At 60.7% G+C, this 26,676-nt stretch carries 28 protein-coding genes and 1 pseudogene; 21 read left to right on the forward strand and 8 right to left on the reverse strand.

Annotated features, from left to right (window positions below; all coding sequences use genetic code 11):
* The first annotated feature begins 99 nt into the window (after positions 1 to 99).
* Complete coding sequence (locus WI754_RS01225; protein WP_349435780.1) at positions 100 to 879, forward strand: sulfite exporter TauE/SafE family protein; 780 nt, start codon at positions 100 to 102, stop codon at positions 877 to 879.
* A 144-nt stretch (positions 880 to 1,023) separates the two neighbouring features.
* Entirely contained in the window at positions 1,024 to 1,284 is a 261-nt protein-coding gene (locus WI754_RS01230) for a metalloregulator ArsR/SmtB family transcription factor (RefSeq protein ID WP_037120777.1), read from the forward strand.
* Between the two features lie 191 nt (positions 1,285 to 1,475).
* Here the strand turns inward: WI754_RS01230 and WI754_RS01235 are convergent, their stop codons facing one another.
* Entirely contained in the window at positions 1,476 to 1,649 is a 174-nt protein-coding gene (locus WI754_RS01235; protein WP_349435782.1) for a DUF465 domain-containing protein, read from the reverse strand.
* A 206-nt stretch (positions 1,650 to 1,855) separates the two neighbouring features.
* On the opposite strand from WI754_RS01235, the gene WI754_RS01240 reads away from it, so the two are divergent.
* From WI754_RS01240 to WI754_RS01265, 6 genes are all read left to right on the forward strand, one after another.
* On the forward strand, positions 1,856 to 2,059 hold the full coding sequence (locus WI754_RS01240) for a DUF465 domain-containing protein (protein ID WP_018327895.1): 204 nt from the start codon (positions 1,856 to 1,858) through the stop codon (positions 2,057 to 2,059).
* Positions 2,060 to 2,163: 104 nt separating this feature from the next.
* Entirely contained in the window at positions 2,164 to 2,628 is a 465-nt protein-coding gene (gene purE, locus WI754_RS01245) for a 5-(carboxyamino)imidazole ribonucleotide mutase (RefSeq protein WP_037120781.1), read from the forward strand.
* Positions 2,625 to 3,674 carry a 5-(carboxyamino)imidazole ribonucleotide synthase gene (locus tag WI754_RS01250; protein WP_349435783.1) on the forward strand — a complete coding sequence of 350 codons (1,050 nt, stop codon included), beginning with the start codon at positions 2,625 to 2,627 and terminating at the stop codon, positions 3,672 to 3,674. Before purE ends, WI754_RS01250 begins: the two co-directional genes overlap by 4 nt.
* Before the next feature lie 184 nt (positions 3,675 to 3,858).
* Positions 3,859 to 3,984 carry a type B 50S ribosomal protein L36 gene (gene ykgO, locus WI754_RS01255; protein ID WP_018327898.1) on the forward strand — a complete coding sequence of 42 codons (126 nt, stop codon included), beginning with the start codon at positions 3,859 to 3,861 and terminating at the stop codon, positions 3,982 to 3,984.
* 172 nt (positions 3,985 to 4,156) lie between these two features.
* A complete protein-coding gene (locus WI754_RS01260) occupies positions 4,157 to 4,750 on the forward strand; it encodes a hypothetical protein (RefSeq protein WP_349435785.1) in 594 nt (197 codons plus the stop codon).
* A 123-nt stretch (positions 4,751 to 4,873) separates the two neighbouring features.
* Positions 4,874 to 5,878, forward strand: a complete 1,005-nt coding sequence (locus WI754_RS01265) for an alpha/beta hydrolase (RefSeq protein ID WP_349435787.1) — start codon at positions 4,874 to 4,876, stop codon at positions 5,876 to 5,878.
* Positions 5,879 to 6,036: 158 nt separating this feature from the next.
* Here the strand turns inward: WI754_RS01265 and pyk are convergent, their stop codons facing one another.
* Positions 6,037 to 7,476, reverse strand: a complete 1,440-nt coding sequence (pyk, locus tag WI754_RS01270) for a pyruvate kinase (RefSeq protein ID WP_349435789.1) — start codon at positions 7,474 to 7,476, stop codon at positions 6,037 to 6,039.
* Positions 7,476 to 7,859, reverse strand: coding sequence for a DUF1036 domain-containing protein (locus WI754_RS01275; RefSeq protein WP_083926021.1), 384 nt, complete (start codon positions 7,857 to 7,859; stop codon positions 7,476 to 7,478). The genes pyk and WI754_RS01275 overlap by 1 nt, the downstream gene beginning before the upstream one ends.
* A gap of 285 nt (positions 7,860 to 8,144) precedes the next feature.
* Here WI754_RS01275 and WI754_RS01280 point away from each other — a divergent pair, with 285 nt between their 5' ends.
* The 3 genes from WI754_RS01280 (at position 8,145) to WI754_RS01290 (ending at position 9,715) form a co-directional block, all read left to right on the forward strand.
* Positions 8,145 to 8,942: an N-formylglutamate amidohydrolase gene (locus WI754_RS01280; RefSeq protein ID WP_349435790.1), complete on the forward strand. Its 798-nt coding sequence runs from the start codon at positions 8,145 to 8,147 to the stop codon at positions 8,940 to 8,942.
* Between the two features lie 11 nt (positions 8,943 to 8,953).
* Positions 8,954 to 9,259 carry a DUF1244 domain-containing protein gene (locus WI754_RS01285; protein WP_349435791.1) on the forward strand — a complete coding sequence of 102 codons (306 nt, stop codon included), beginning with the start codon at positions 8,954 to 8,956 and terminating at the stop codon, positions 9,257 to 9,259.
* A 192-nt stretch (positions 9,260 to 9,451) separates the two neighbouring features.
* Positions 9,452 to 9,715, forward strand: coding sequence for a DUF2312 domain-containing protein (locus tag WI754_RS01290; protein WP_018327905.1), 264 nt, complete (start codon positions 9,452 to 9,454; stop codon positions 9,713 to 9,715).
* A 75-nt stretch (positions 9,716 to 9,790) separates the two neighbouring features.
* Here WI754_RS01290 and WI754_RS01295 read toward each other — a convergent pair whose 3' ends face one another.
* Both WI754_RS01295 and WI754_RS01300 read right to left on the reverse strand, forming a co-directional pair.
* Entirely contained in the window at positions 9,791 to 11,656 is a 1,866-nt protein-coding gene (locus WI754_RS01295; protein WP_349435792.1) for a DUF882 domain-containing protein, read from the reverse strand.
* 184 nt (positions 11,657 to 11,840) lie between these two features.
* On the reverse strand, positions 11,841 to 13,388 hold the full coding sequence (locus WI754_RS01300) for a sigma-54 dependent transcriptional regulator (protein ID WP_349435793.1): 1,548 nt from the start codon (positions 13,386 to 13,388) through the stop codon (positions 11,841 to 11,843).
* Between the two features lie 205 nt (positions 13,389 to 13,593).
* Between WI754_RS01300 and WI754_RS01305 the strand changes: the two genes are divergently transcribed.
* From WI754_RS01305 to WI754_RS01320, 4 genes and pseudogenes are all read left to right on the forward strand, one after another.
* Positions 13,594 to 15,453, forward strand: a complete 1,860-nt coding sequence (locus WI754_RS01305; RefSeq protein ID WP_349435794.1) for a M3 family oligoendopeptidase — start codon at positions 13,594 to 13,596, stop codon at positions 15,451 to 15,453.
* Between the two features lie 190 nt (positions 15,454 to 15,643).
* A pseudogene (locus WI754_RS01310) lies at positions 15,644 to 16,800 on the forward strand (aminodeoxychorismate synthase component I).
* Positions 16,797 to 17,606: an aminotransferase class IV family protein gene (locus tag WI754_RS01315; protein WP_349435795.1), complete on the forward strand. Its 810-nt coding sequence runs from the start codon at positions 16,797 to 16,799 to the stop codon at positions 17,604 to 17,606. The pseudogene WI754_RS01310 and the gene WI754_RS01315 overlap by 4 nt, the downstream one beginning before the upstream one ends.
* Positions 17,607 to 17,608: 2 nt before the next feature.
* Positions 17,609 to 17,893, forward strand: coding sequence for a YciI family protein (locus WI754_RS01320; protein WP_349435797.1), 285 nt, complete (start codon positions 17,609 to 17,611; stop codon positions 17,891 to 17,893).
* 3 nt (positions 17,894 to 17,896) lie between these two features.
* Here WI754_RS01320 and WI754_RS01325 read toward each other — a convergent pair whose 3' ends face one another.
* Positions 17,897 to 18,805 carry a GGDEF domain-containing protein gene (locus WI754_RS01325; protein ID WP_349435798.1) on the reverse strand — a complete coding sequence of 303 codons (909 nt, stop codon included), beginning with the start codon at positions 18,803 to 18,805 and terminating at the stop codon, positions 17,897 to 17,899.
* Positions 18,806 to 19,088: 283 nt separating this feature from the next.
* Entirely contained in the window at positions 19,089 to 20,201 is a 1,113-nt protein-coding gene (gene hppD, locus WI754_RS01330) for a 4-hydroxyphenylpyruvate dioxygenase (protein ID WP_349435800.1), read from the reverse strand.
* Positions 20,202 to 20,332: 131 nt separating this feature from the next.
* Here hppD and WI754_RS01335 point away from each other — a divergent pair, with 131 nt between their 5' ends.
* Positions 20,333 to 20,812 (forward strand): Lrp/AsnC family transcriptional regulator, encoded by a 480-nt coding sequence (locus tag WI754_RS01335; protein ID WP_349435802.1) that lies wholly within the window; start codon positions 20,333 to 20,335, stop codon positions 20,810 to 20,812.
* Positions 20,813 to 20,819: 7 nt separating this feature from the next.
* On the opposite strand, the gene WI754_RS01340 is transcribed toward WI754_RS01335, so the two are convergent.
* A complete protein-coding gene (locus WI754_RS01340; protein WP_349435804.1) occupies positions 20,820 to 21,269 on the reverse strand; it encodes a MarR family transcriptional regulator in 450 nt (149 codons plus the stop codon).
* A 67-nt stretch (positions 21,270 to 21,336) separates the two neighbouring features.
* Here WI754_RS01340 and hmgA point away from each other — a divergent pair, with 67 nt between their 5' ends.
* The 5 genes from hmgA (at position 21,337) to WI754_RS01365 (ending at position 26,674) form a co-directional block, all read left to right on the forward strand.
* The gene (gene hmgA / locus WI754_RS01345; RefSeq protein WP_349435806.1) at positions 21,337 to 22,692 is read left to right on the forward strand and encodes a homogentisate 1,2-dioxygenase; all 1,356 of its coding nucleotides are present in this window, start codon (positions 21,337 to 21,339) and stop codon (positions 22,690 to 22,692) included.
* Between the two features lie 55 nt (positions 22,693 to 22,747).
* A complete protein-coding gene (locus WI754_RS01350; protein ID WP_349435808.1) occupies positions 22,748 to 23,764 on the forward strand; it encodes a fumarylacetoacetate hydrolase family protein in 1,017 nt (338 codons plus the stop codon).
* A 10-nt stretch (positions 23,765 to 23,774) separates the two neighbouring features.
* Positions 23,775 to 24,431 carry a maleylacetoacetate isomerase gene (gene maiA, locus WI754_RS01355; protein WP_349435809.1) on the forward strand — a complete coding sequence of 219 codons (657 nt, stop codon included), beginning with the start codon at positions 23,775 to 23,777 and terminating at the stop codon, positions 24,429 to 24,431.
* Positions 24,432 to 24,613: 182 nt separating this feature from the next.
* The gene (locus tag WI754_RS01360; RefSeq protein WP_349435811.1) at positions 24,614 to 24,925 is read left to right on the forward strand and encodes a hypothetical protein; all 312 of its coding nucleotides are present in this window, start codon (positions 24,614 to 24,616) and stop codon (positions 24,923 to 24,925) included.
* Between the two features lie 297 nt (positions 24,926 to 25,222).
* The gene (locus tag WI754_RS01365; RefSeq protein WP_349435812.1) at positions 25,223 to 26,674 is read left to right on the forward strand and encodes a homospermidine synthase; all 1,452 of its coding nucleotides are present in this window, start codon (positions 25,223 to 25,225) and stop codon (positions 26,672 to 26,674) included.
* Positions 26,675 to 26,676 lie beyond the last annotated feature (2 nt).

Here is a 26,676-nt window from a genome sequence, read left to right on the forward strand (position 1 = left end):
TCTTGGTTCCCGGTGAAATGCGCGTTACGCGCCATCCCCTACTCGATTTCGATCCGCAAAAGCGATAGACCCTGCAGGCAAAAGGATCAACCGATACCCATGCTTCCCGATTTTCAGTTCTATGCCATCGCCATTCCCGCGGTTCTGCTTGTCGGCTTCAGCAAGGGAGGCATGGGCGAAGCGCTGTCGTTGATGGGCGTGCCCCTTCTGTCGATCGCCGTTTCTCCGGTCCAGGCGGCGGCACTGCTTCTGCCGATCCTGATCGCCATGGATCTGGTCTCGCTGTGGATGTGGCGCCAGCATGGCGACACCAAGACTCTGACGATCCTTCTGCCCGGCGCGCTTGCCGGCATCGCCATCGGCTGGGCGACCTCGGCCTATGTGCCGCGCGATGCGCTGCGGCTGATCATCGGCGTCATCACCATCCTCTTCGTGCTGCGTTATGCCTACAACGTCTGGCGCGCCCGGCGCGGCATCGTCATTCCGGCCAAGCCGCACCGGCCGCTGCAGGCGAGCTTTCTCGGTTCCTTCGCAGGTTATGGCAGTTTCGTCGCCCATGCGGGCGGCCCGCCCTTCCAAATCTACGCCCTGCCGCTGAAACTCCAGCCGCGCGAATATACCGGCACGATGGTGCGCTTTTTTGCCATCCTCAATGCCGTCAAGCTCATCCCGTATTTTGCTCTCGGACAACTGGATCTCAGCAATCTGACGACATCGCTGACGCTTTTTCCGTTGGCTATGCTGGCAACCATGGCCGGCGCCTGGGTCGTCCGGCGGATGCAGCCGCAGGTCTTTTACCCGTTCATGTATACGATGGCATTCCTCGCCGGCCTGAAACTTGCCTATGACGGCCTGGTGGTGCTTGCCGCCGGATCGTAAGGCGTGCCTGTCAGGCTTGGGGAGCGGCTCACGTTCAAGTCGAAACACGGCTACACGCCGCGCTTGCATCCCGCAAAGCAAAATTCTATTGCCGCATTGCACAATTTGCTTGCCGAGCGCTTTGAATTCTCCTAGCTTTTGCGCATGTCAAACGCTGATCCCTTTGATGCAATCTCGGATCCGAACCGGCGCTATCTGCTGGAGGAACTGCGGCGCGCGCCGCGGACAGTGAATGAACTCGCCGAGGGACTGCCGATCAGCCGCCCGGCTGTATCGCAGCATCTTAAGGCCCTGCTAGACTCCGACCTCGTCTCCGTCTCCGCCAGCGGCACCAAACGGATTTACGCGATCAACAGGCCAGGCTTCGACCGGGTCAATCTGTGGCTGGATCAGTTCTGGTCTTGAGGGTATGCCGGCCCTGAGGGGCCAGACATCGGGAAACTCATTACCTGCAGCACTTTGGCAAACATCATGTTTGCGCCAAAATCCGCTTATCAACAGCGCTTGAAACCGGTCTTCAAGTTCGTCCTGATTGTCCGGACATCAATTTCTGCGCTGGAACGAGAGCCTCCCGATGAATGAGATTGTTTATCTAATCAGTGAGTTGAGGAACGAATCTTTTCGATTTCGTCCTTCAAGCGCAACTTCCGACGCTTGATGTCCGCGATGTGCTGGTCTTGGGCCGAGGGTTGCAGAAGAGCCGTATGGAGCTCCTGCTCCAGAACACCATGTTTTTTCTCAAGCGTTGCAAGATGAGCCTCAATGGTCATGTGGCAGTCCCTTCCTTTTGCTTGCACCCGGCGGGCAAAGCCGGATGTTCCACGTTAACCGAGTTAGTGTGCCATGCTATTTTTCATTTGTCGAAGGCGAAATCGTGGCGAAGGATAACTTCCCGTTACCAACAATTCTGTGCTAGAGCGACGCTCGATTTATGCGGATAGCAGACCATGCTGCCGGCGCCGACGGGGAACAGTGCATGCCAGATCAGGATCAGGCCGAACTCAGACTAAGCGTAGCGCGGTTGAGGCAGGAACACGAAGATTACGATGTCGCGATCAACGCCATGATCCAGACAGGCTGCGATGCCCTGCGCATCCAGCGGATGAAGAAGAAGAAACTGATCATCAAGGACAAGATCACCAAGATCGAGGACCAGATCATTCCCGACATTATCGCCTGAGCCGGCGGCGCGTTCGATCGATCGCGCCGGCCGAGAATTTCGGCCCTGTAACAAGCGGAACGAACACCGTGACGAAAGCATCTCCTCCGCCCGTCGCCATCATCATGGGAAGCCAGTCCGACTGGGAGACGATGAAGAATGCCGCCGATACGCTCGACGCCCTCGACATCGCCTATGATGCCCGGATCGTTTCGGCACACCGCACGGTGGACCGGTTGATCAATTTTGCCCGGGGCGCCCGGGATGAAGGCTTCAAGGTGATCATCGCAGGTGCCGGCGGCGCCGCCCATCTGCCCGGAATGACGGCTGCAATGACGCCGCTGCCGGTGTTCGGCGTCCCCGTTCAGTCCAAGGCGCTCTCCGGTCAGGACAGCCTTCTTTCTATCGTCCAGATGCCGGCAGGCATCCCCGTCGGCACGCTGGCGATCGGTCGTGCCGGCGCCGTCAATGCAGCCCTTCTCGCTGCGGCCGTCCTGGCTCTCAGCGATCCGGATCTCGCCGACCGTCTCGACGACTGGCGCGAACAGCAGAGTGCCGCGGTTGCCGAATACCCCGTGGATCAGGCATGAGAACGATCGGTATCATCGGCGGCGGCCAGCTTGGCCGCATGCTCGCCATGGCGGCGGCCCGGCTCAACTTTCGCACCGTCATCCTCGAGCCGCAGCCCGACTGTCCCGCCGCCCAGGTCGCCAACAGCCAGATCGTCGCCAATTACGACGACCAGGCAGCGCTCGCGAAACTCGCCGAATCCTGCGACCTCGTCACCTATGAATTCGAGAACGTCCCGGTCGCCGCAGCAGAACTGCTTGCGCGCTCGCTGCCGGTTTACCCCCCGCCCAAGGCACTGGAAGTGTCGCAGGACCGGGTGACGGAAAAGCAGTTCCTCAACGGCTGCGGCATCGAGACTGCCCGGTTCCACGTCATCGACGACCAGGAGCAGCTGGAACGGGCGCTGGCCGATTTTTCCGGCATCGGCGTTTTGAAGACCCGCCGCCTCGGTTACGACGGCAAGGGCCAGCGCGTGTTTCGCCACAAGACGGACGATGCGACAGGCGCCTACATGGCGCTTGGCAACGTGCCGCTCATCCTCGAAAGCTTCGTTGCTTTCGAGCGGGAGATTTCGATCATTGCCGCGCGCGGCACCGATGGGGCGATCGCCTGTTTCGACCCGGCGGAGAACATTCACCGCAACGGCATCCTTCATACCTCCACGGTTCCGGCCCCGGTCGGTGATGCGACAATGGCGGCGGCACGCGCCGCGGCAGGAACCATCCTCGAAGCACTTGGTTATGTCGGGGTCATCGGCGTGGAATTCTTCGTGCTGACGGATGGGACGCCGATCGTCAACGAAATCGCGCCCCGCGTCCACAATTCCGGCCATTGGACGGAGGCCGCCTGCGTGGTCTCGCAGTTCGAGCAGCATATCCGCGCGGTCACCGGCTTGGCGTTGTCCGACGGCGCCCGGCATTCCGATTGCGTGATGCAGAACCTGATCGGCGACGACATCGAAGACGTGCCGGCCTGGCTCGCCAAACCCAATGCGCTCGTCCACCTCTATGGCAAATCCGAAGCCCGACCCGGTCGCAAGATGGGCCATGTCACCTGGCTGATTTGAGCGCTTAACCCACAGAAAAGCCGAAAGCGGGCGTTAAAACCGGCTCTCTGTGGTTGACACTTTTGCGATGCCGGGTTATTTGCCTGCCACCCTAAGAGCGCGCTCGGCCCGAACGGTCTGCAAGCGCGCTTTTGATTGTTAAAGACCGGCGAATTCGGATTCGCCAAAACTGCGGATCAGAAAAATGAAGATCAAAAATTCGCTCAAGTCGCTGAAGGCTCGCCATCGCGAAAACCGTCTGGTGCGCCGCAAGGGCCGCATCTACATCATCAACAAGCTGAACCCGCGCTTCAAGGCCCGCCAGGGCTGATCCATTCTGCGAACCGGAAACGGAGGTTTCCGGTCCGTTCACGAATGGAATGAAAGCGCTTGAGCCTTCCTCTGTAGAGAAAGCGGGCTCGGACGGTTCATCGAATTGATGTCTCAAATTTGATTTTGATCTTCGGCCATGGCGGACTACCTTATCTGCCATGGTTAAACTTATGTCTACTAGTCTGATTCTCGTGATCGCGCTTTCGGCGACGGTCACTGGCGCACCCTCTCTTCTCGCAGCGGACACTTCACAGGCTTCGGCGACATCGGAACTGACGACGCCGAAGCAGCGGCTCGACACGCTCTTTTCCGAGCTGAAGCGGGCGCGCGACCCCGAGAAGGCACGCGAGATTTCCGATCGCATCCGCGTCGAATGGCAGGATTCCGGCAGCGCCTCCATCAATCTCCTGATGCAATGGGCGACAAAAGCGCTCGAAGCTGATCGCAAGGCGACGGCGCTCGATATCTTCGACCAGGTCATTTATCTCTCGCCGCAATATGTCGAGGGCTGGAACCAGCGCGCCACGTTGCATTACCGGATGGGCAACTATCGGAAATCCATGTCGGACATCAACCGGGTGCTGGCGATCGAGCCCCGGCATTTCGGTGCGCTCGCCGGTATGGCGGCTATCCTCACCGCGGCCGGCAAGGACGAACTGGCGCTCCGGGCGTGGGAGCAGTTTCTCGAGATCTACCCTGCCGATCGTCAGGCGCAGGAGCAGCTTGGCAATCTCGAAGAAAAGCTTGCCGGCAATCGCACATAATTCTGCGCCGGCGAAACCGCCAGTCGCTCTTTCTCGTATCGGACGATATCGCATTGCGAGATCGGTTGCGCATGCGCACAAACCGCGAGAGAGTGATTGATGTATTTCGCCTCCAGGAAAGCCATGCTGTTCATCACATCCGTGTTTCTCACGCTGCTCGTTACCGGGTTCGGTTTCAACTCCTATCAGGCAGCAGCGTTCGAGAAGCGCTATCCGAACAGGGGCGAACGCATAGACGTCGGCGGCTACCGGATGAACAGCGTCTACGTGCCGCGCCCACACAGCGCCGACCTGCCCACCCTTGTGTTCATTCATGGTGCTAGCGCCAATCTGCGTGATCAGATGATCGCCTTCAGGAGCAAGCTTGAAGGGCGCGCCGACATGCTGTTCCTCGATCGTCCGGGGCTCGGCTTCTCCGACCGCGGCGGTCCGCAGAACGCCTATCCCGACGGCCAGGCCGATGCGATCGCCGCCCTGATGTGCAAGCGCGGCATCAAAAGGGCGATCATCGTCAGCCATTCCTTCGGCGGCGCGATTGCGGCGAGCTTCGCGCTGAACCACAAGGACATGGTCGCAGGTCTTTTGTTTCTCTCGCCTGCCACCCATCCCTGGCCGGGCGGCATCGAATGGTATTATGACGCCGCCAAGGTTCCGGTGTTCGGCCGGCTGTTTTCCACCCTTGTCGCGCCGCCCGTCGGCATGGCCCTGATCGACAAGGCGACGAAGGCCGTCTTCGAGCCCAACCGGCGGCCGGACGACTACATCGAGCAGACGGCCGCTTATCTGTCGCTCAGGCCGCATGCCTTCCACAACAATGCCATCGATGTCGCCAATCTGCTGGACTATGTGAAACGCGTGTCGCCGCGCTACAAGGAGATCAAGGCGCCGGCCGTGATCATCACCGGCGACGCCGATCGCGTCGTCCTTCCCGAAATCCACTCCCGCCAACTGCACGCAGACATCGCCGGCTCCACGCTCCTGCGCATCCACGATCTCGGGCACAAGCCGGACTATGCCGTAACGGATCTGGCAATCGCCGCGATCGAGACATTGGCGGGCAAGAAGCGCAACCTTGAGCAACTGGCGGCACGGGCGGAAGCGCGGATAGCCCACGACAAGACCGAATGAAAAACGCCGCGCTTCCGACCGAAAGCGCGGCGTCCCAAGAGACGTACCATTGCAGTGTCGCGCGTCTTTTCAGACGCGCAAAGGTCGCTGCAACACTTTGATCTGCTGCATAATTTTTCCCTTAAATTGATTCCGACTCAAGGAATTATGCAATCGATTCAAACGCCGCTGAGGCCGTCCGAGCCGATATAGGCGATGCGCAGCATATTGGTGGCGCCCGGTGTTCCGAGCGGCACTCCGGCCGAGATGATCACCCGGTCGCCCGGCTTGCCGAAGCCTTCGGTCGCGACGATGCGGCAGGCGCGGTTGACCATGTCGTCAAGATCGGTCGCGTCATTGGTGACGACGCTGTGCAGGCCCCAGACGACAGAAAGACGGCGGGCGGTCTGTATGACCGGCGAAAGCGCGATCACCGGAACCTGCGGACGCTCGCGGGCGGTGCGCAGGCCCGTGTTGCCCGACGAGGTGTAACAGACGATGGCCGACAGCTTCAGCGTCTCGGCGATCTGGTGGGCGGCAAGCGAAATCGCATCCGCGCCGGTCGCTTCCGGCGGGGTGCGCTGCGCGTAGATGATGCCGGGATAATGCGGGTCCAGTTCAACCTTGCTGGCAATCGACGCCATGGTCGAGACGGCCTCGACCGGATATTCGCCAGAGGCGGATTCAGCCGACAGCATGACGGCATCGGCGCCTTCGAAGACGGCGGTCGCAACGTCCGACACTTCGGCGCGGGTCGGGACCGGCGCCGAAATCATCGACTCGAGCATCTGCGTTGCGACGACGACCGGCTTGCCGGCACGGCGGCAGGCGCGGATCAGCTGCTTCTGCAGGCCCGGAACCGCTTCCAGCGGCATTTCCACGCCGAGGTCGCCACGAGCAACCATCAGAGCGTCGGAGAGTTCGATGATCTCGTCGATCCGCTCGATCGCCTGCGGCTTCTCGATCTTCGACATCAACCCGACTCGACCGCGCGAGACCTTGCGGACTTCGGAAAGATCTTCCGGGCGCTGAATGAACGACAGGGCAACCCAGTCGACTTCGTCCGTCTCGAGCACGGCGTCCAGATCGGCCCTGTCCTTCTCGGTCAGTGCGCCGACGCCGAGAAGCGTGTCGGGCAGGCTAACGCCCTTGCGGTCGGAAATCTTGGTGCCGGCGATGACGGTGCAGACGATGCTCTTGCCATCGGTCTTGTCGGCGCGCAAATGCAGCTTGCCGTCGTCGATCAGCAGCCGGTGTCCAGGCTGGACGGCTTCGAGAATTTCCGGATGTGGCAGGAAGACACGCGTGCTGTCGCCCGGCTCATCCTTGTTGTCGAGCGTGAACGTCTGGCCGGGAACGACATCGACCTTGCCGTCTGCGAACTTGCCCACGCGCAGCTTCGGACCCTGAAGATCGGCGAGAATTCCGATCGGACGGCCACAGCGCGCCTCGACACTTCGGATGCGCTTGATCAGCGTGCGCATCATGTCATGGCTGGCATGGCTCATGTTGATCCGGAAAAGATCAGCGCCCGCCTCGTGCAGCTTTTGGATCATCTCTTCTTCGTTGGACGCTGGTCCAAGCGTGGCGAGAATTTTGACTTTTCTATTCCGCTTCATCAGTTGTGGCTTTCTTGGGTCCCTGGGGTATCGGACAACTGAACCATCCAGCTTCCCTGACGCCCCGTGTCGTATTCCTTGAATCCCATCCGCTGGAAACCGCGCGCGAAACAATCCTGCACGCCGGTGATCTTGAACTCGTTTTCGGCGACGCACATGTTGACGCCGCCCGTCCAGCGCCCGCCGCGGGCAGCGTCCTCAGCGTAGAGGTAATAGTATCGTGATTGAAGTTCGCCCTGGATCAGGGTGGCGCAGGTGGTCGCAGGAACCTGCCACCAGCCTTCCGTGATCCAGCCTTCCTTGGCCCGGTAGCCGATGGCCACACCCACGAGATTCTGGGTGCCGTTGCAGACGCGGAACTCGGCCCGCGCTTCGCTCGCCATCAGAACCGGCGAGAACGCCGCCAGAACGAAAAGAATACCGGCACTCAAGGACCAGTTCCGGACGTTCAGCCTGGAAAGAGGATATCTGGACACGGTTTCCAATGGGTCTCCATTGTGATTTGTCGTGGCACTTTCTTGCGACGGTAGGCCCGGAAAGTCAACGCGACTCTAATCGATTACATCCGGCTTTTTGTTGACCGAAATGTCACAAAATCCTCTTTGCCTTGCGATAATCGCCGCAGCATGCCATCAAATTTCGTCAAGCATGAATCGAGTTGATACTGTATGCGGGAAACATCACCATTCGAGATCATTGAGGGGAACAATGCCGCCGGGCTGGTGCTTCTGGCGGATCATGCCACAAACCGGCTGCCGCCGGAATATGGCAGGCTCGGCCTTCCCGAAAGCGCCTTCGAGCGCCACATCGCCTACGATATCGGCGTCGAGGCGCTGGTCCGCCGGCTCGCCGCCCGGCTTGACGTTCCCGCAGTCCTCAGCCGCTTTTCGCGGCTTTTGATCGATCCGAACCGGGGCGAGGACGATCCGACGCTGATCATGAAGATCTCCGATGGCGCCGTCATTCCCGGCAATCATCCCATCTCGTCGGAAGAATGGGAAAGCCGCCTCAACCGCTTTCACCGGCCCTATCACCGGGCCGTCTCGGAAACCGTCGCTGCGGTCGGGTCGGCAAGCGGCAAAGCGCCGCTGGTGATTTCCATTCATTCCTACACGCCCGCCTGGAAAGGCGTGCCCCGCCCCTGGCATGCTGCCGTCCTCTGGGACAGCGATCCGCGCGCGGTCAGTCCCTTGATCGAGGCGCTGGAAACGTCGGGCGATGTTCTTGTCGGCAACAACGAGCCCTATGACGGCGCCCTGCGTGGCGATACGATGTTCCGTCACTGCATGGAAACAGGACTCGCTCACGCGCTGATCGAGGTCCGGCAGGACCTGATTGGCGACGACATCGGCGTGGCGGAATGGGAGGCGCGGCTTGGGCCGATCTTCGCCGGCTTGAACGAACGCCCTGAATTGCACGAAATCAGGCGATATCCTTCCCGCACCGGGCCTTATGAACACGGCTGAAAGAGACGACGATGACCGAATTGACGCCACAACAGCAGCTGGAATTCGAAGCAGCCGCCTTCCGCCGCCTCGTCGCCCATCTGCGCGAACGCAGCGATGTTCAGAACATCGACCTTATGAACCTCGCCGGTTTCTGCCGCAACTGCCTGTCCAACTGGTATCGCGATGCCGCCAATGCCGCCGGCGTGCCGATGGACAAGGACCAGTCACGCGAGATCGTCTACGGCATGCCCTATGAAGAATGGCGATCGCTTTACCAGCGAGAGGCCTCCGACGAAAAGAAGGCCGCCTTCGAAGCGAGCAAGCCTCCTGCATAATTCCTTAAGTCGGAATCGGCCTTTGCGCGTCTGAAAAGACGCGCAGCGGCGTAAGGAATAGCGGCCGCAGAGACCGTTCCTCCGTGAAAACGGTGCGGCGTTACGCAATGTCACTTGACCTTCAGCCCGCTTCACGGCAGGTCACAGCCTCGCAAATTCAGTCCCCAACCAATCCCCAACAAGGAGAAGACCATGTCGGATGCCCATGGCGTCGCCCGCGATCAGCTTCGCTCTTTCATCGAGCGGATCGAGCGGCTGGAAGAAGAAAAAAAGACCATCGCGGATGACATCAAGGATGTATATGGCGAGGCGAAGGGAACCGGCTTCGATACGAAGATCCTGAAAAAAGTCATCGCGATCCGCAAGCAGGACAAGGACGAGCGCATGGAACAGGAAGCCATCCTCGACACCTACCTTGCAGCGCTCGGCATGATCGACGCACCGGAAGCCGAATAAGACGGCGAGCCCGCAACCGACAAAAAACCCGCCATTCCGGCGGGTTTTTTTATGACTTATCGGTGATGGATCAGATCAGTTCGTGCTGAACTTCTTCACTTCCAGGAAATTGACCGCACTCCCGCTGAACCGTGCCGTGTCCACGGAAACGGCTTCGTTCGAGAAACCAGCCGAATAGACCGTCGTCGGCGAGGCGCGCAGCGACTTGCTGACGAAGCGCGGCGCCTTGACCGGCTTGGACAAGGTTGCCATGCGGCCGTTCGACAGCGCCCAGTTGGAAATGATCTGCTGGGTCAGCTTCGGTTCGGTGCGGACCGACGAACGGGTGGCCGCATCTGCCTCCTGCTTGTTCGGACGTTTGCCCTTGGCGGGCGCCGCCTCCGCATTCGCATCGAAGGCATCCTCGAAGATCGCTGCGCGTGTTTCAGCACCCGACGGCGGTACGTAGGCGGCCAATTCGATAGGCCGCTCCTGCGGCGTCGGCTGCGCGAGCGCCACGCGTGTCTGCGCCTCGGCAACCGCGTCAACCGGCTGCTGCGCCTCGGCGACGGCCTGTGGCTGCGGCTCGGTCCGTTCCGCAAAGGAGGGCACGACGACATTGGCGTCGGCGACGGCCATCAGCGAGGCCTCGTCTGCCGGGCGCATGGCCGGCACGGGGACAAAACCAAGCGCTGCGACATCCTCGCCCAGCACCGCGGCATTCGGATCGGTCGAGGCCATCAGCGTGTCGCTGCCGGCATCGCCATTCAGGCCGCGCTTGCCAAGCATCTGCGGCACCGGAATCTTGTAGCCGTTCAGATCGGCATATTCGCCTTCGGCTGCGGCCGGTTCAGGCAGAGCCGCAGCCCAGGCCTCCTGCGCCGTTTCCGTGGTCGGCGCAACCAGCGCGGTCTGGACGCCGGCGTCCGCCGGCACATCCTTGAAGGCCGGTCTTGAGCCAGGAACCGGAGCGGCCACTTCCTTCTCCGCGGACTGTTGCGAGCCATCGACACCAGGAAGAGCCTGCTCGGCCTCGGCAACAGCAACTTCAGTGACCTTGGCCTTGGCGGCCGGCTGCTCATCCGCGCCTTCCAGTTCGCCGCTGGCAATTGCATTGGGCTCTTCGTCTTCGTCGCCGCCGCCAAACAGCATGGCGAACAGGTTGCCCTTACGCTTGGTATCCTTGTCGCCCGGTCCCTTGGCGCCACCACCTGCCACTTCAATGGCGCTGGCGCCGACGCGACGCTTGTAATCGGCCACGGCCAGCTCATACCCTGGCAGCGGCTTGCCATCGGAAGGCACGTGCATGGTCTTGCCGTCCGGGAAGAGGCGGGCGAGTTCGTTGCGGCTCATGCGCGGCCAGGCGCGAACGCCGCCGACATCCATGTGCACGAAAGGCGAACCCGAGGTCGGATAATAACCGACACCGCCGACCTGGAACTTCATGCCGATTTCGCGCAGATTCTTCAGCTTGACGTCGGGCAGATAGAAATCCATCGCCTTGCCGAGCATATGCTGGCTCTTCTTGGCCACGCCCTTGGAGCGCGACCGCAGCATGCCGTTGGTGGCCGGCGAACGGTAGGCGGAAACCACGTGGATATAATCGTGCGAACCGCTCTTCTGGTAGACTTCCCAGACGAGATCGAGAAGCCGCGGGTCCATCTTGGTCGGTTCGTTACGGCGCCAGTCGCGCAGGAAACGATTGATCTCCTGCAGGCCCTTGGCATCATAGCGACCATTGCGCTTGAACGTGATCGACGCCTTTTCCTGGGTGTGGATAAAATAGAGTTTGAGTGTCCGGGTCTGGCCAGCCGCCTCGACCGGCGGAGCCATGCCGGGCGTGACCATTGCGGTTGCGATCAGGAGCGATGCGAGGACACGCGGCATCTTGTGGGCCACTGCAGCGCAAAAGCGGGTTATCACGGAGCCGTTAGGCTTCTTGAATCCGAACAAATTTTGCAAACTCAATCCCCGTCCGACGGACAATGCGTCCCGTGGCTGCTCAGATGACTGTCAATTGCGGTGACAGCATGGCAAATATGCCACAGTCATCGGTTATCCTTATAATATAGTGAATGGTTCACTAACAAGGTCTAAACGACAACAGCCAAATACGACGGATCGTTACGCTTCGTTATCCCTCGTTTTATGCGGCCTCACTGAACGGATCGTCCGGATTAATGCCATAATCCTTGAGTTTACGGTACAATGTCGACCTTCCAATTCCCAGTTTTCGGGCCACCTGGCTCATCTGCCCACGGTAGAACTTGAGCGCAAAACGAATCAGTTCCTCTTCCACTTCGGCCAGCTTGCGCACATTTCCGCCATCATCGACGCTCGCAATCGCGTTTTCAGACGGATGATCCGCAACGGCATTTCGCGCTTCCGCCTTCTCGCTAGCGACGAAATGCGGATAGACCGATGGCAGGTAGTCGGCTTCGACCAACGGCGTTCTTGACGGCCCGGTCTCTTCCCATGTGAAGCCAGACTTCTCGGCGACGACGTAGCCGGGAATCTGCGTGGCGATCTGCGGGAAATCCTTGACCGTCAGTTCGGCTCCCTCGGCAAGCACGACCGCCCGGAAGATGGCGTTCTCCAGCTGGCGGATATTGCCCGGCCAATCATAGGCGGTGAGCAATGCCATTGCCCCACTGGAGACGGAGAGCGGAGTCGCAAGCCGCTGTTCCAGTGCGAAACGCTCAACAAAGGTGCGCACCAGAACCGGAATGTCTTCCTTGCGCTTGCGCAATGCCGGAATGGCGATGGGAAAGACGTTCAGCCGGTAATACAGGTCTTCGCGGAAGCGGCCTTCGCGCACTTCGTTGATCAGGTCCTTGTTGGTCGCGGAAATCAACCTGACATTGACCTTCTGCGGATGGCGCGCGCCAATCGTCTCGATCTCGCCCTGCTGAACCGCGCGCAGCAGTTTCACCTGCACCTCCACCGGCAGGTCGCCGATCTCGTCCAGGAACAGCGTGCCGCCATCGGCATCGGCGAACTTGCCGGAATGCTTTTCGGTGGCGCCGGTAAAGGCGCCCTTCTCATGGCCGAAGAGAATGCTTTCGACCAGATTGTGCGGGATGGCGCCGCAGTTGACGGTGACGAACGGCTTGCCGGCGCGCTCGCTGGCGTGCTGGATGGCACGGGCGACCATTTCCTTGCCGACACCGGATTCACCTTCGAGCACGATCGGAATATTCGACTGCGCGGCCCGGCGCGCGAGATCGAGCACCCGGATCATGGCAGGGCTTGCCGAAACCACATCCTCGAAACCGACGGCACCGCTGCGCGACCGCTTCGACACGCGGCCACGGCTTTCGCGGTGGTCCATCTTCAGCGCGTTGGTGATCGCAACGTTGAGGCGTTCGGGCGAAACCGGCTTGACGACGAAATCGAAGGCGCCGGCCTGCATGGCGAGAACGACCGTCTCGATGCCGCCCTGCCCCGTCTGCACGATGACCGGCGTATCGATGCCGCGCTCGGCGATCGCTTCGAGGAACCCATGGCCGTTCATTTCCGGCATCATCAGATCGAGCAGGATGACGCTGATCAGGCCGCGCTTGCGTTCCAGCAGTTCAAGACCACTGCGGCCGTTGTCGGCGAGATGGGCGATATGGCCGAGGCGTTCGATCATGTTCGTCAGCAGCCGGCGCTGGACCGGATCATCGTCGATGACGAGAATTTGGGATGTCATGAAGGCCTCCTGCTCTCTACATAGAACCAAAACGACACCTCATGTGCCGCATCGTGAGAAGCATTCGTGCCACAAAGGCCTGAAAATCCTCTTTTGAGAAATGCTTGCATTTTAACCATTGCCGACGTTAGGTCATGGCCCCATATCCGCCCTCTGCTTCGCCACCCAAATCCGGGCCGGCGCCCGTTGAAAAGAGTGAACAATCATGCACCATCTTCCTTCTTTCCGGACATCTTCTGGCATCGCCCACGCCGCCGCTTCAGGTGCTGCGGAGGCGGCGCAGCTTGGTGACCTGCCGTCCTGGAAACTGGAGGATCTCTACCCGTCGGCAACGTCGCAGGAATATCTCGGTGACTTGGAGAAGGCCGAGGCCGCAGCCAAGGCCTTCGAAGCAAAATGGAAGGGCAAGCTGGCGGATGCTGCAACGCGGGCCGGTGACGAGGGCATCGGCGTGGCCGTGCGCGAATATGAGACGTTGGAAGACCTGATGGGCAAGATCGGCTCCTTTGCCGGCCTCACCTATTTCTCCGACACGTCCAATCCAGCCAACGGCAAGCTCTACGGCGATGCCCAGTCGAAACTGACGGATATGGCGAGCCACCTCCTGTTCTTCTCGCTGGAAATGAACCGGATCGACGATGCCGTCATCGATGCCGCGCTCGAAAACGATGCACTGGCGGGCCACTACAAGCCTTGGATTGTCGACCTGCGCATGGACAAGCCCTACCAGCTCGACGACAAGCTGGAGCAGCTCTTCCTCGAAAAATCCATGACCGGCGCCAGCGCCTTCAACCGCCTGTTCGACGAAACCATGGCGTCGCTGACGTTCAATGTCGACGGCGAGGACCGGCCGCTCGAAGTAACCCTCAGCATGCTGCAGGAAGCCGATCCGGCCCTCCGAAAAAAGGCCGCGCAGGCGCTGACCGAAACCTTCAAAGCCAATATCCGCACCTTCACGCTGATCACCAATACGCTCGCCAAGGACAAGGAGATCTCCGATCGCTGGCGCGGTTTTGGAGATATCGCCGACAGCCGCCATCTGGCCAACCGGGTCGAGCGCGACGTGGTCGACGCGCTGGCCGCCGCCGTAAAGGACGCCTATCCGCGCCTGTCCCACCGCTATTATGCGATGAAGGCGAAGTGGCTCGGCATGGGACAGATGGAATTCTGGGACCGCAACGCGCCGCTGCCGGAAACCCCGACATCGCTCATTCCCTGGAGCGAGGCCAAGGAAACCGTTCTCTCCGCCTATGGTAATTTCGAGCCGGAGATGGCGGCGATCGCCAAGCGCTTCTTCGACGGCGGCTGGATCGATGCGCCGGTCCGCCCGGGCAAGGCGCCGGGCGCCTTCGCGCATCCGACGGTGCCCTCCGCGCATCCGTATGTGCTCGTCAACTACATGGGCAAACCGCGGGACGTGATGACGCTCGCCCATGAACTCGGGCACGGTGTGCATCAGGTTCTCGCCGGCGATCAGGGTGCGCTGATGGCTTCGACGCCTTTGACTTTGGCCGAAACGGCTTCAGTCTTCGGCGAAATGCTGACCTTCCGCGCCCTTCTCGACAAGACCAAGGACAACCGCGAGCGCAAGGCGATGCTCGCCCAGAAGGTCGAGGACATGATCAACACGGTGGTGCGCCAGATCGCCTTCTACGAATTCGAGCGCAAGGTCCACACCGCCCGCAAGAACGGTGAGCTGACCGCCGACGACATCGGCGAACTCTGGCTGTCCGTTCAGACGGAAAGCCTCGGGCCGGCGATCCGGATTTCGGAGGGCTACGAGACGTATTGGGCCTATATCCCGCACTTCATCCATTCGCCCTTCTACGTCTACGCCTATGCCTTCGGCGATTGCCTGGTGAATTCGCTCTACGCGGTCTACAGACAAGCCGAAACCGGCTTCCAGCAGAAGTATTTCGAGCTCCTGAAGGCTGGCGGCACCAAGCATCATTCCGAGCTTCTCGCCCCCTTCGGCCTCGATGCCACCGATCCGTCGTTCTGGGCACAGGGCCTGTCGATGCTGGAGGGGCTGATCGACGAACTCGAGGCGCTTGATAGGGCATAAGTTCCCGACGGATGCAGGATATGAAATCGCGTTTCGCAGTCACCGGCATGGATCCTCGGGTCAAGCCCGAGGATGACGATCCGGAGGCTTGGCTAGCGAAAAAACTGATACTGGTATTCCGTGGACGCCCCCATTCTCCGTCATCCTCGGGCTTGACCCGAGGATCCATGCGGACACCGACGTGAGCAGCATGACCGACACCGGCCCCTATGTCCTTTTCCGGGACGACAGCGAAGACAGGACGACCGTCTTCGCTGAGCCGTCACGCGTCATCACCGCACGGACGAAAGCAGAATTCTGGCGCGGGCTGGCGGACATGAAGCCGCGCACGGGACGGGAAAGTGGCTTGCCGGCTTCATGAGCTACGAGGCGGGGCATCTCTTCGAAAAGAAGCTGGCCCCCTTCGCCGAGGAGAACCGCCGCACGCCGCTGATGTCTTTCGGTGTCTTCGACGGACCTTCAGAAGTGCATTCCCTTTCGGAACCCCGGCGCCGCATCGAGAACGAACCCTTCATCACCGAGCCGCGCGCAAGTTGGAACTTCGATGCCTACAAGCAGCGCTTCGACCGCCTTCACCAGCATTTGCGGCAGGGGGATTGTTACCAGGCGAACCTCACCATGCCGGTCACTGCCCGATGGAACGGCGATCCGCTCGCCGCCTTCTGGTCGCTGATCGAGCGGCAGCCGGTGAAATACGGCGCACTCGTTTCGCTCGGTGGTCCGATCCTGCTGTCACGCTCGCCGGAACTTTTCTTCAAGATCGACAAGGAACGCTGGATCGAAACGCATCCGATGAAGGGCACCGCCCGCCGCGGCGCGACGGCTTCAGAGGACGAAGAGATCATCCGCGAGATGCAGGCCGATCCGAAGTCGCAGGCGGAGAACCGGATGATCGTCGATCTCTTGCGCAACGACATCTCCCGTATCACCGCGGTCGGCACCCTCGAAGTCCCGCGCCTGTTCGACGTCGAGACCTATCCGACCGTGCACCAGATGGTGAGCCACGTTCGAGCAAAACTGCTGCCGGACGTCGGAATCAGCCGGATTTTCGAAGCGCTTTTCCCCTGCGGCTCCGTGACCGGAGCGCCAAAAATGCGGGCGATGGAAATCCTGCATGATCTGGAAGCCGGCCCGCGCGATGCCTATTGCGGCTCGATCGGCTTCATCGCGCCGGATGGTACCATGCGTTTCAATGTGGCCATCCGCACCTTGTCTCTCTTTCCAAATGGCGAGGCCATCTTCAATGTCGGTGGCGGCATCGTCTTCGATTCGACCGCAGAAGCGGAATATGAAGAATGCCTGCTGAAGGCACGCTTCGCCGTCGGCGACGCTTGGATCGAACGATGACGGATTTTTCGCTGATCGAGACGATGCGATGGCAGCCCGGCACCGGCATCGTTCGGCTGCGGCTGCATCTGGCCCGGCTGAAGCGTTCGGCCGGGCGGTTGGGGTTTGCGGGGGCGGACAAAGCAGAGGCACGTCTGGCTGAAATACTTGGAGCGGCTTTACCCCCCTCTGTCCCTTCGGGACATCTCCCCCTCAAGGGGGGAGATCAGGCCGACGCGACCTCACGTCAACAACGCACCATCGAGGCAACCGCAGGTCCAATCTCCCCCCTTGAGGGGGAGATGCCCGACAGGGCAGAGGGGGGTGAAACCGCACACACGGTAGCGAACCGATCGCCATCGCCCCTCCGCGTCCGTCTGACGCTGAGCCCCTCCGGTGAAATCGCTGTCACCATCGCGCCTTTTACGCCTCTTCCCGAGGGCACCATCTGGCGCGTCGCGATCGCCGCCACCCGCCTCGATTCTGCCGACAAGCTCCTGCGCCACAAGACCACCCGGCGTGAGGTCTACGAGGCGGCGCGCGGCGAATATCCGATCGCGGATGCCGACGAAGTGCTGCTGCTCAACGAGAAGGGCGAACCCTGCGAGGGCACGATCACCTCGATCTTTCTCGACGACGGTTCTGGCGTGTTGAAAACACCGCCGATTTCCTGCGGGCTGCTCGCCGGCGTGCTTCGAACCGAATTGATCTGCGCCCGCCGCGCCCGCGTGCAACGGCTGACCCTTGCCGATATGAAAAACGGCAAACTCTACATCGGCAATTCATTGCGCGGCCTGATCAAGACGGAACTCACAAGGGAAGATTGAGATTGTTCATCCTGTCACTCACCTACAAGGTCGACCTCACCGAGGTCGATCGTCATCTGGAAACACATATTGCCTGGCTGAAGGCCGGCTATGAAGCTGGTTTGATCCTCGCATCCGGGCGAAAGAACCCGCGCAGTGGTGGTGTCATTTTGGCGCGTGGCGATCGTCCGCAAATCGATGCGCTGATTGCAGCCGATCCGTTTAGCCTGCACGGCGTTGCCGACTATTCGGTAACCGATTTCACCGCGACAATGACCGCGCCCGGTCTTGAGGCGCTGAAGGAATAGCGATCAGCGCAGGCTCACCGCGATCCTGTCCCGGCCGGAATGCTTGGCCTCGTAGAGTGCCGCATCGGCGCGCGAATAGATCGACCTTGCGGTATCGCCCCGCTCCAGGACGGCAATGCCGGCAGAGCAGGTGTAGAAAAACTGCGGCACTGCCGCCAAGGGGCGTGCGGTTCTGATGTTGTCCAGCACCCGGTCAACGATCTTGCGGCCTTCCGGCAATGTTGTCTCCGGAAAGATCAGCATGAATTCCTCGCCACCGATGCGTCCGAAGCAGTCGTGCCGCCGGACGAGCGGATGCACCCTCCGGGCGAAATCGAGGAGAATGTCGTCGCCCGTCTGATGGCCGTACCGGTCGTTGATGCCCTTGAAAAAATCGATATCGAGAATGCACACGCAACCGCTGGCAGGGCCCGAGGCAGACTCATTCCTGACCAGCACCTCAAGCTTCGACATCATATAGCGCCGATTGGAAACGCCGGTCAGCTCGTCGGTCTGGGATGCCTTCAACGCGAAGTCCCGGTCCTGCCGCAGCGAGCGCTCGTCCGGACGCAGATGGGTGATGTCGCTTGCAATGCACAGCATCCAGCCGTTTCGATCGACGGACTCGGTCATCCACAGCCAACGGCCGCCGACGACATCCGTCTCGAAGGCCCTGAACGGCACCTTGCCGCGCCGCGACTGCGCCGAGACCACCCAAGCCTCGAAGTCGCGCACGCTGATGACGGTACCGCGGCCGAGCGCATGATTGCGCCGCATCAGATCCGGCCAAAGCGGCGTCTCGTCTTCATCGAGATGGAAGGTCGAGCGGAAGGCCCGGTTGGCGTAACGCAGGCGATCGTCATGATCGTAGAGCGCGATGAGGACTTCAGTATCGTCTCTCAATGACGCTAGGCTGGCCGCTATATCATCCATCGCACCGATTCCGTATCGCGGCATTCATTGTAGGGCGGGCGCTATACAGCACCATCCCGAAATATGACGACTAGTGCCGACCCGGCAAGTATGCCGTCCGCACGCTTAATGAACCGTCACATTGTGTCCGAAGAACGAACGTCAAAAAAGAATCAAAGGGCTGACAACAATTTTTGCGCGTAACGGTTCGGCGCCGCTTCGACACAGCAGATCCGGAGGCGTCAAGCAAAAAAGCCCCGCCGGTGCGAAACCGGCGGGGCTTGGTCATTGTAACGGCTTTCGTTTATTCGGCAGCGGCCGGATGCAGCACGCCGCGCCGGATCTGGTCGGCCTCGATCGATTCGAACAGGGCCCGGAAGTTTCCTTCGCCGAAGCCTTCATCGCCCTTGCGCTGGATGAATTCGAAGAAGATCGGGCCGATCACCGTCTTCGAGAAGATCTGCAGGAGGATGCGGGTCATTCCGCCATCCACCACGCCCTCGCCGTCGATCAGGATGCCGTGCTGCTTCATTCGCTCGATCGGTTCGTCATGGCCGTGCACGCGCTCATGCGAGAGTTCGTAATAGGTATCCGGCGGACCCGGCATGAACTTCAGGCCATTGGTTGCGAGTTTGTCGGTCGCATCGTAGATGCCCTCCGTTCCAACGGCGATGTGCTGGATGCCCTCGCCCTTATACTTGCGCAGATATTCCTCGATCTGGCTGGTATCGTCCTTGGATTCGTTCAGCGGAATGCGGATCTTGCCGCAGGGCGAGGTGATCGCCCGGCTCGTCAGACCTGTGATGCGGCCGTCGATGTTGAAGAAGTGGATCTGCTTGAAACCGAAAAGCTCGCGGTAGAAATCCCACCACTTGTCCATGTTGCCGCGATAGACGTTATGGGTCAGGTGATCGAGATAATAGAAGCCGACACCCTGCGGCTTCGGATCGCGCTCGCCCAGCCATTCGAACTCGGCCTCGTAGGGCGAACCCTTCTTGCCGTAGGTTTCGATGAAATAGAGCAGCGACCCGCCGATGCCAACGATGGCCGGAACGTCAAGCACCTTGTCCTTGCCTTCATAGGGCATCGCCCCCTTCGACACGGCGTGCTCGAAAGCATGTTTGGCATCGACGACGCGCCAAGCCATGGACGGCGCGCAGGGGCCGTGATCGGCGACGAAGCGCATGGCATGACTGCCCGGCTCTCCGTTGAGCAGATAGTTGATATCGCCCTGGCGCCAGACCGTGAGGTCTTTCGTGCGGTGCTTGGCAACGCAGGTGTAGCCCATGCGGGTAAACAGTTCTCTCAGCTGTTCCGGCTCCGGATGGGCGAACTCGACAAACTCGAAACCGTCCGTGCCGGCCGGATTCTCTGCGGTGATGCCGGACGGGGGGGCATCATGCGGGAAGGGTCCCATGGTTCTCTCCTCTGAACTCATCGACTGTTGAGGCGATCATGACGCAAATCCTGCGCATTGTGCTTGCATTCTTGCGTGCTATAACCGGATCAATGCACGATCTGTGCGAGATTTGACGAAGGTGTGCACGAATGGAACAGATGGATGGCTATGATCTGAAGATCCTTGCCGAATTGCAGCGAGACGGCCGCCTGACCAACAATGAGCTGTCGGATTTGATCGCCCTGTCGCCGTCCCAATGTTCCCGCCGCCGTGCGCGATTGGAGGCTGAAGGCTTCATTCATGGCTACCGCGCCGTACTCGATCGCGGTCGGCTGGGGCTCGACCTCATGGTCGTGATCGCCGTCACCCTCGCCACCCATAACCGCGACAATGCCAAGCGTTTCGCAGCTCTGATCGCCGATCTGCCGGAGGTGCTGGAATGCTACGCGCTGACCGGCGAAATGGACTATCACCTCAAGGTCGTCACCTATGACCTTGCCGGGTTATCGCACTTCGTCAACGATGTGCTCCTGCCGCATGACAGCGTGCAGCATGTGAAAACATCGATCGTGCTGGCGACACTGAAGGATTTTCAGGGATTGCCGGTCCGCCAACGCGGCAAGCATTGAGAATGCCTCAGCGGCGGCGTTGCGCCATGGCGTTTTCAACGGCAGTCAGGCCGGACGACAGGGCCTGCAGGCCATCCGTTCCCAAAAGCCTTTCCAACTCCGCCGAATAGTCACGCGCCAGCCGCGTCAGCTCCTGATAAGCTTTGGCCCCCGCCGCCGTTAGCGCCAGATGTTCGACGCGGCGGTCCCCATCGTCCTGGGTGCGCTTCAGCCACCGGCGTTCCTCCAACGCGAAAACAGCACGGCTGACCTTCGTCTTGTGCATCGTCGAATGAACGCCGACCTCCGTCGCCGTCATGCGCCCTGAGCTTCCAAGTGCCGCCAGTGTCCGCCACTCCGGCCGCGTCAGGCCATATTCGGCCTTGTAGGCGGCGGCAAAGCGCAAGGCGATGAATTCCGCGGCGCGGTTGAGGCGAAACGGCACGAATTGCTCAAGATCGAAGTCGCCGGCGTCCATAGCTTCCTTGATAGTTACAAAATTGACAGTTACATTTGTAACCATATTTACGGAAGAGGTGCAAGCCATGCTGGAGAAAACCCGAAACACCGCTGTCGACGCGGTGGCGAACAGCCCGCAATACATGCCGGGCTTCGGCAACGACTTCGAGACGCAATCTCTACCGGGCGCATTGCCGCAGGGCCAGAACAGCCCGCAGAAATGCAACTACGGACTGTATGCCGAGCAGCTCTCGGGTTCCCCCTTCACGGCCCCGCGCGGCACCAACGAGCGCTCCTGGCTCTACCGCATCCGCCCGAGCGTGCGGCACACCCGCCGTTTCTCCAATGCGAGCTATCCCTTCTGGAAATCGGCCCCGTGCCTGGACGATCACTCCCTGCCGCTCGGCCAGCTCCGCTGGAGCCCGATCCCGGCGCCAACGGAAAAGCTCAACTTCCTCGCCGGCATCCGCACCATGACGGCTGCGGGCGACGTGATGACCCAGGTCGGCATGGCGGCGCATGCCTATGTGTTCAACGACGATATGATCGACGACTATTTCTTCAACGCCGATGGCGAACTGCTGGTCGTGCCGCAGCTCGGCGCCATCCGGGTCTTCACCGAAATGGGCATCATTGATGTCGAGCCATCCGAGATCTGCCTTATCCCGCGGGGCATGATGTTCAAGGTCTCGCGCCTCGGCGACGGTTCCGAATGGCGCGGCTATATCTGCGAGAACTACGGCGCCAAATTCACCCTGCCGGATCGCGGCCCGATCGGTGCCAATTGCCTTGCCAATCCGCGCGACTTCAAGACGCCGGTAGCAAGCTATGAGGACAAGGAAACGCCCTGCCGCGTGCATGTGAAGTGGTGCGGCAAGTTCTACGTCACCGAGATCGGCCATTCGCCGCTCGACGTCGTCGCCTGGCACGGCAACTACGCCCCGTTCAAATATGATCTCCGGACCTTCTCGCCGGTCGGCGCGATCCTGTTCGACCATCCGGATCCGTCGATCTTCACCGTGCTGACGGCGCCGACGGAGGAATCGGGAACCGCCAATGTCGATTTTGTCATCTTCCCGCCGCGCTGGCTGGTCGCAGAACACACGTTCCGCCCACCCTGGTACCACCGCAACATCATGAGCGAGTTCATGGGCCTTATCCACGGACAATACGACGCCAAGGAAGAGGGCTTCGTGCCGGGCGGCATGAGCCTGCACAATATGATGCTGCCGCACGGTCCAGATGCGACGGGCTTCGAGAAGGCGTCCAACGTCGATCTCAAGCCAGTCAAGCTCGACCACACCATGGCCTTCATGTTCGAGACCCGCTACCCGCAACAACTGACGCGCTACGCAGCCGACCTCGAAACACGGCAGGACGACTACCTCGAATGCTGGGACGGGCTGGAGCGCAGGTTCGACGGCACGCCCGGCATCAAGTGATCCCATTGCGGTGCGAACGAGCAGAACCGATCATTCAAAAACGGAATTCAAAACCATGAAACTTGCAACCCTCAAGGATAGCACCCGGGACGGCCGGCTGGTCGTCGTCTCCCGGGACCTGACCCGCTGCTCCGAAGTCGGCCATATTGCCCGCACGCTGCAGGCGGCGCTGGACGACTGGGAGCATGTGGCGCCGCGTCTGGCTGCGGTCGCAGAAGGGCTGGAAACCGGCGCCCAGCCGTCCGCACGGTTTCATGAACACGAGGCCGCCTCGCCGCTGCCGCGCGCCTATCAGTGGGCGGACGGTTCGGCCTACGTCAATCACGTCGAACTGGTGCGCAAGGCGCGCAACGCCGAGATGCCGGCAACGTTCTGGACCGATCCCTTGATGTATCAGGGCGGCTCGGACGCGTTCCTTGGGCCCCGCGACCCGATTGTCATGGCCGACGAATCCTACGGCATCGACATGGAAGCAGAAATTGCCGTCATCGTCGATGATGTGCCGATGGGTGCGACGGTCGACGAAGGCCGCACCGCCATCCGCCTCGTGATGCTCGTCAATGATGTTTCCCTGCGCGGCCTCATCCCGGCCGAACTCGCCAAGGGTTTCGGCTTCTTCCAGTCGAAACCTTCCTCGGCCTTCTCGCCGGTTGCTGTTACACCGGATGAACTTGGCGGCGCCTGGGACGGCGTCAAGCTGCAGCTGTCGCTTCTTGTTGATCTCAACGGCAAGCCCTTTGGCCGCGCCAATGCCGGCGTGGACATGACCTTCGATTTCGGCCAGCTCATCGCCCATGCGGCCAAGACCCGGCCGCTCTCGGCTGGCACCATCATCGGCTCTGGCACCGTCTCCAACAAACTCGACGGCGGACCCGGCAAGCCAGTCGCGGAAGGTGGTGTCGGCTATTCCTGCATCGCCGAAATCCGCACAATCGAAACCATTGAGACCGGCACTGCCGCCACGCCGTTCATGCGGTTCGGCGATACCGTCCGCATCGAGATGAAGGACACGACCGGACATTCGATTTTCGGGGCAATCGAACAGACCGTGACAAAGTACGAAAAGCGCTGAGGGCATCGTCATGAGCGATACGATACTGTTCGACTACTGGCGCTCGTCGGCCAGCTACCGGGTGCGGATCGCGCTCAACCTGCTGGCGATCCCCTATCGCTCCGTTCCCATCGACCTCCTGGCCGGAGAACACAAGCAGGCGGAACATCTCGCACGCAATCCTCAAGGCCTGGTTCCCGCGCTTTCGATCGATGGACAAATGCTGACACAGTCGCTGGCGATCATTGAATATCTTTCAGAGACGCGGCCCGGCTCCAGCCTGCTCCCCACAGACCCTCCGGGGCGCCAGCGCGTCAGGGCGCTGTCCTATGCGATTGCCATGGATATCCATCCGGTCTGCAATCTCGGCGTCGTCTTCCATGTCATGCAGCAATCGAAAGACCCGGATGCGGCGCGATCGGCATGGATGCGCAAGTTTATCGGCGAGGGTCTGGCTGCCTTCGAGCGGATGCTGGACAACCCGCAGACCGGCGAATTCTGCCACGGCGACCAACCGACGATGGCCGATCTCTGCCTCGTACCGCAAATCTACAATGCCCGCCGGTGGACCGTCGATCTTTCCGTCTGCCCGCGTGCCGCAGCGATCGCGGACAGATGCGAGCGTCTTCCGCCAGTTGCGCGAGCGCATCCGGATCAAGTCACACTGTCGAATGCAAAACCGCGATAGCGGTCATGCGGTTGCCATCCCCAACAATATTTTGAAAAATAATGAAAATTCTGCCATAATGCATGCGTGGCGGCACCATTTACGCGTGTCGCGTTAGGTTCCGACCATAGAAATGCCGGCCCGGCAGGACAGGTCGAACCGATCTCCTTTTCCGCCAGATTACCGGCGAAAGGAGGTGCGTCATGGCACGCAAACTGATCCGCATCCTCACCGGGGCCGCGTTTATGGCATTTGCGGCAATAGCGCATCCAGCAGCGGCGCAGCCGACGTTTAATTGCGCCGAACATTCCAAGATCGTCGAATTCCTCGGCTCGCATTATTCCGAGACGCTGCTCGCCGTCGGCCTCATCAACGAGACCGCCATTCTTGAGGTCTATGCCTCCGAGAGCGGCAGCTGGACCATGCTGGTGACCAACGTCAGCGGTCGTAGCTGCGTGATCTTTGCCGGCCAGAACTGGGAAACGGTCCCGGTTGGCCCGGGCGTGAAAACATGAAAGTGCAGCAGCGCCTGCGGCATCCTGCGCCACCAGAAGGCGCCAAATACGTAGCGCGTTGAATTGTCGCTCTTATTCTCTTTCAATCACATGCGGTCCCTGAAATTGCGCAACAACTGCGATCGGCGTCGCGCGTCCACCCCGCAACTCATGCTGGCCGCCTCGAGATCGCGCCCACACGCGCTTTCCGGCTCTTTATTGTGACAGAAATCTATGCTCTAGGGCCATTCGAGGCATGACAGTGCGAAATCCGCCCGCTAAACAGTCAAAGAACCCGTCCCCAGGAGAAAAACCAAAATGACAGAAACAACCTACCCGGTTTACGGCGAAATCACCGGGCCGATCGTGATGATCGGTTTCGGCTCCATCGGCCGCGGCACCCTGCCCCTGATCGAGCGCCACTTCAAATTCGACAAGAGCCGGATGGTTGTCATCGACCCGCGCGACGACGCAGACCACACCGAAATTATGGCAAAGCACGGCGTCAGGCATATCAAGTCGCATGTCACCAAGGACAACTACAAGGAACTCCTGAAGCCGCTTCTGACCGAAGGCGGCGGACAGGGTTTCTGCGTCAATCTTTCCGTCGATACCGGGTCGGTCGACCTGATGAAGCTCTGCCGCAAGCTCGACGTTCTCTACATCGACACGGTCGTCGAGCCCTGGCTCGGCTTCTATTTCGACAAGACCATGAGCAACGCCGACCGCACCAACTATGCGCTGCGCGAAACCATGCGCAAGGAAAAGGCGAAGAACCCGGGCGGCGCGACCGCTGTTTCCACCTGCGGAGCCAATCCGGGCATGGTTTCCTGGTTCGTCAAGCAGGCGCTCCTCAACCTCGCCAACGATCTCGAGGTGAAGTTCGACGAGCCGGACCAGCATGACCGCGAAGGCTGGGCCAAGCTGATGAAGAAGGTCGGCGTGAAGGGTATCCACATCGCCGAACGTGATACGCAGCTCACCAAGAAGCCGAAGCCGCTCAACGTCTTCTGGAACACCTGGTCGGTCGAGGGCTTCATCTCCGAAGGCCTGCAGCCCGCCGAACTCGGCTGGGGCACGCATGAAAACTGGATGCCGAAGAACGCCAAGAAGCACAAGAAGGGCTGCCAGGCAGCGATCTATCTGGAGCAGCCGGGCGCCAACACCCGCGTCCGCACCTGGTGCCCGACGCCTGGCCCGCAGTACGGCTTCCTCGTCACCCACAACGAATCCATCTCGATCGCCGACTTCTTCACCGTCCGCGACAAGGATGGCGACGTAACCTATCGTCCGACCTGCCATTACGCCTATCATCCGGCCAACGACGCCGTGCTGTCGCTGCACGAAATGTTCGGCAATGGCGGCAACGCGCAGCCGATCCACCACGTTCTCGACGAGAACGAACTGGAGGACGGCATCGACGAACTCGGCGTCCTGCTCTACGGCCACGACAAGAACGCCTACTGGTACGGTTCGCGCCTGTCGCTGGAAGAAACCCGCCGCATCGCCCCCTACCAGAACGCGACCGGCCTGCAGGTAACCTCCGCCGTTCTCGCCGGCATGGTCTGGGCGCTGGAAAACCCGACCGCCGGTATCGTCGAAGCCGACGAGATCGACTACAAGCGCTGCCTCGAAGTGCAGTCGCCCTATCTCGGCCCGGTTGAAGGCCACTACACCGACTGGACCCCGCTTGACGGCCGTCCGGGCCTGTTTCCGGAAGAGCTCGACACGAAAGATCCGTGGCAGTTCAAGAACATCCTCTTTCGCTGAAC

It is taken from the genome of Pararhizobium sp. A13, from assembly GCF_040126305.1.
In the GTDB taxonomy this organism is placed as follows: domain Bacteria; phylum Pseudomonadota; class Alphaproteobacteria; order Rhizobiales; family Rhizobiaceae; genus Pararhizobium.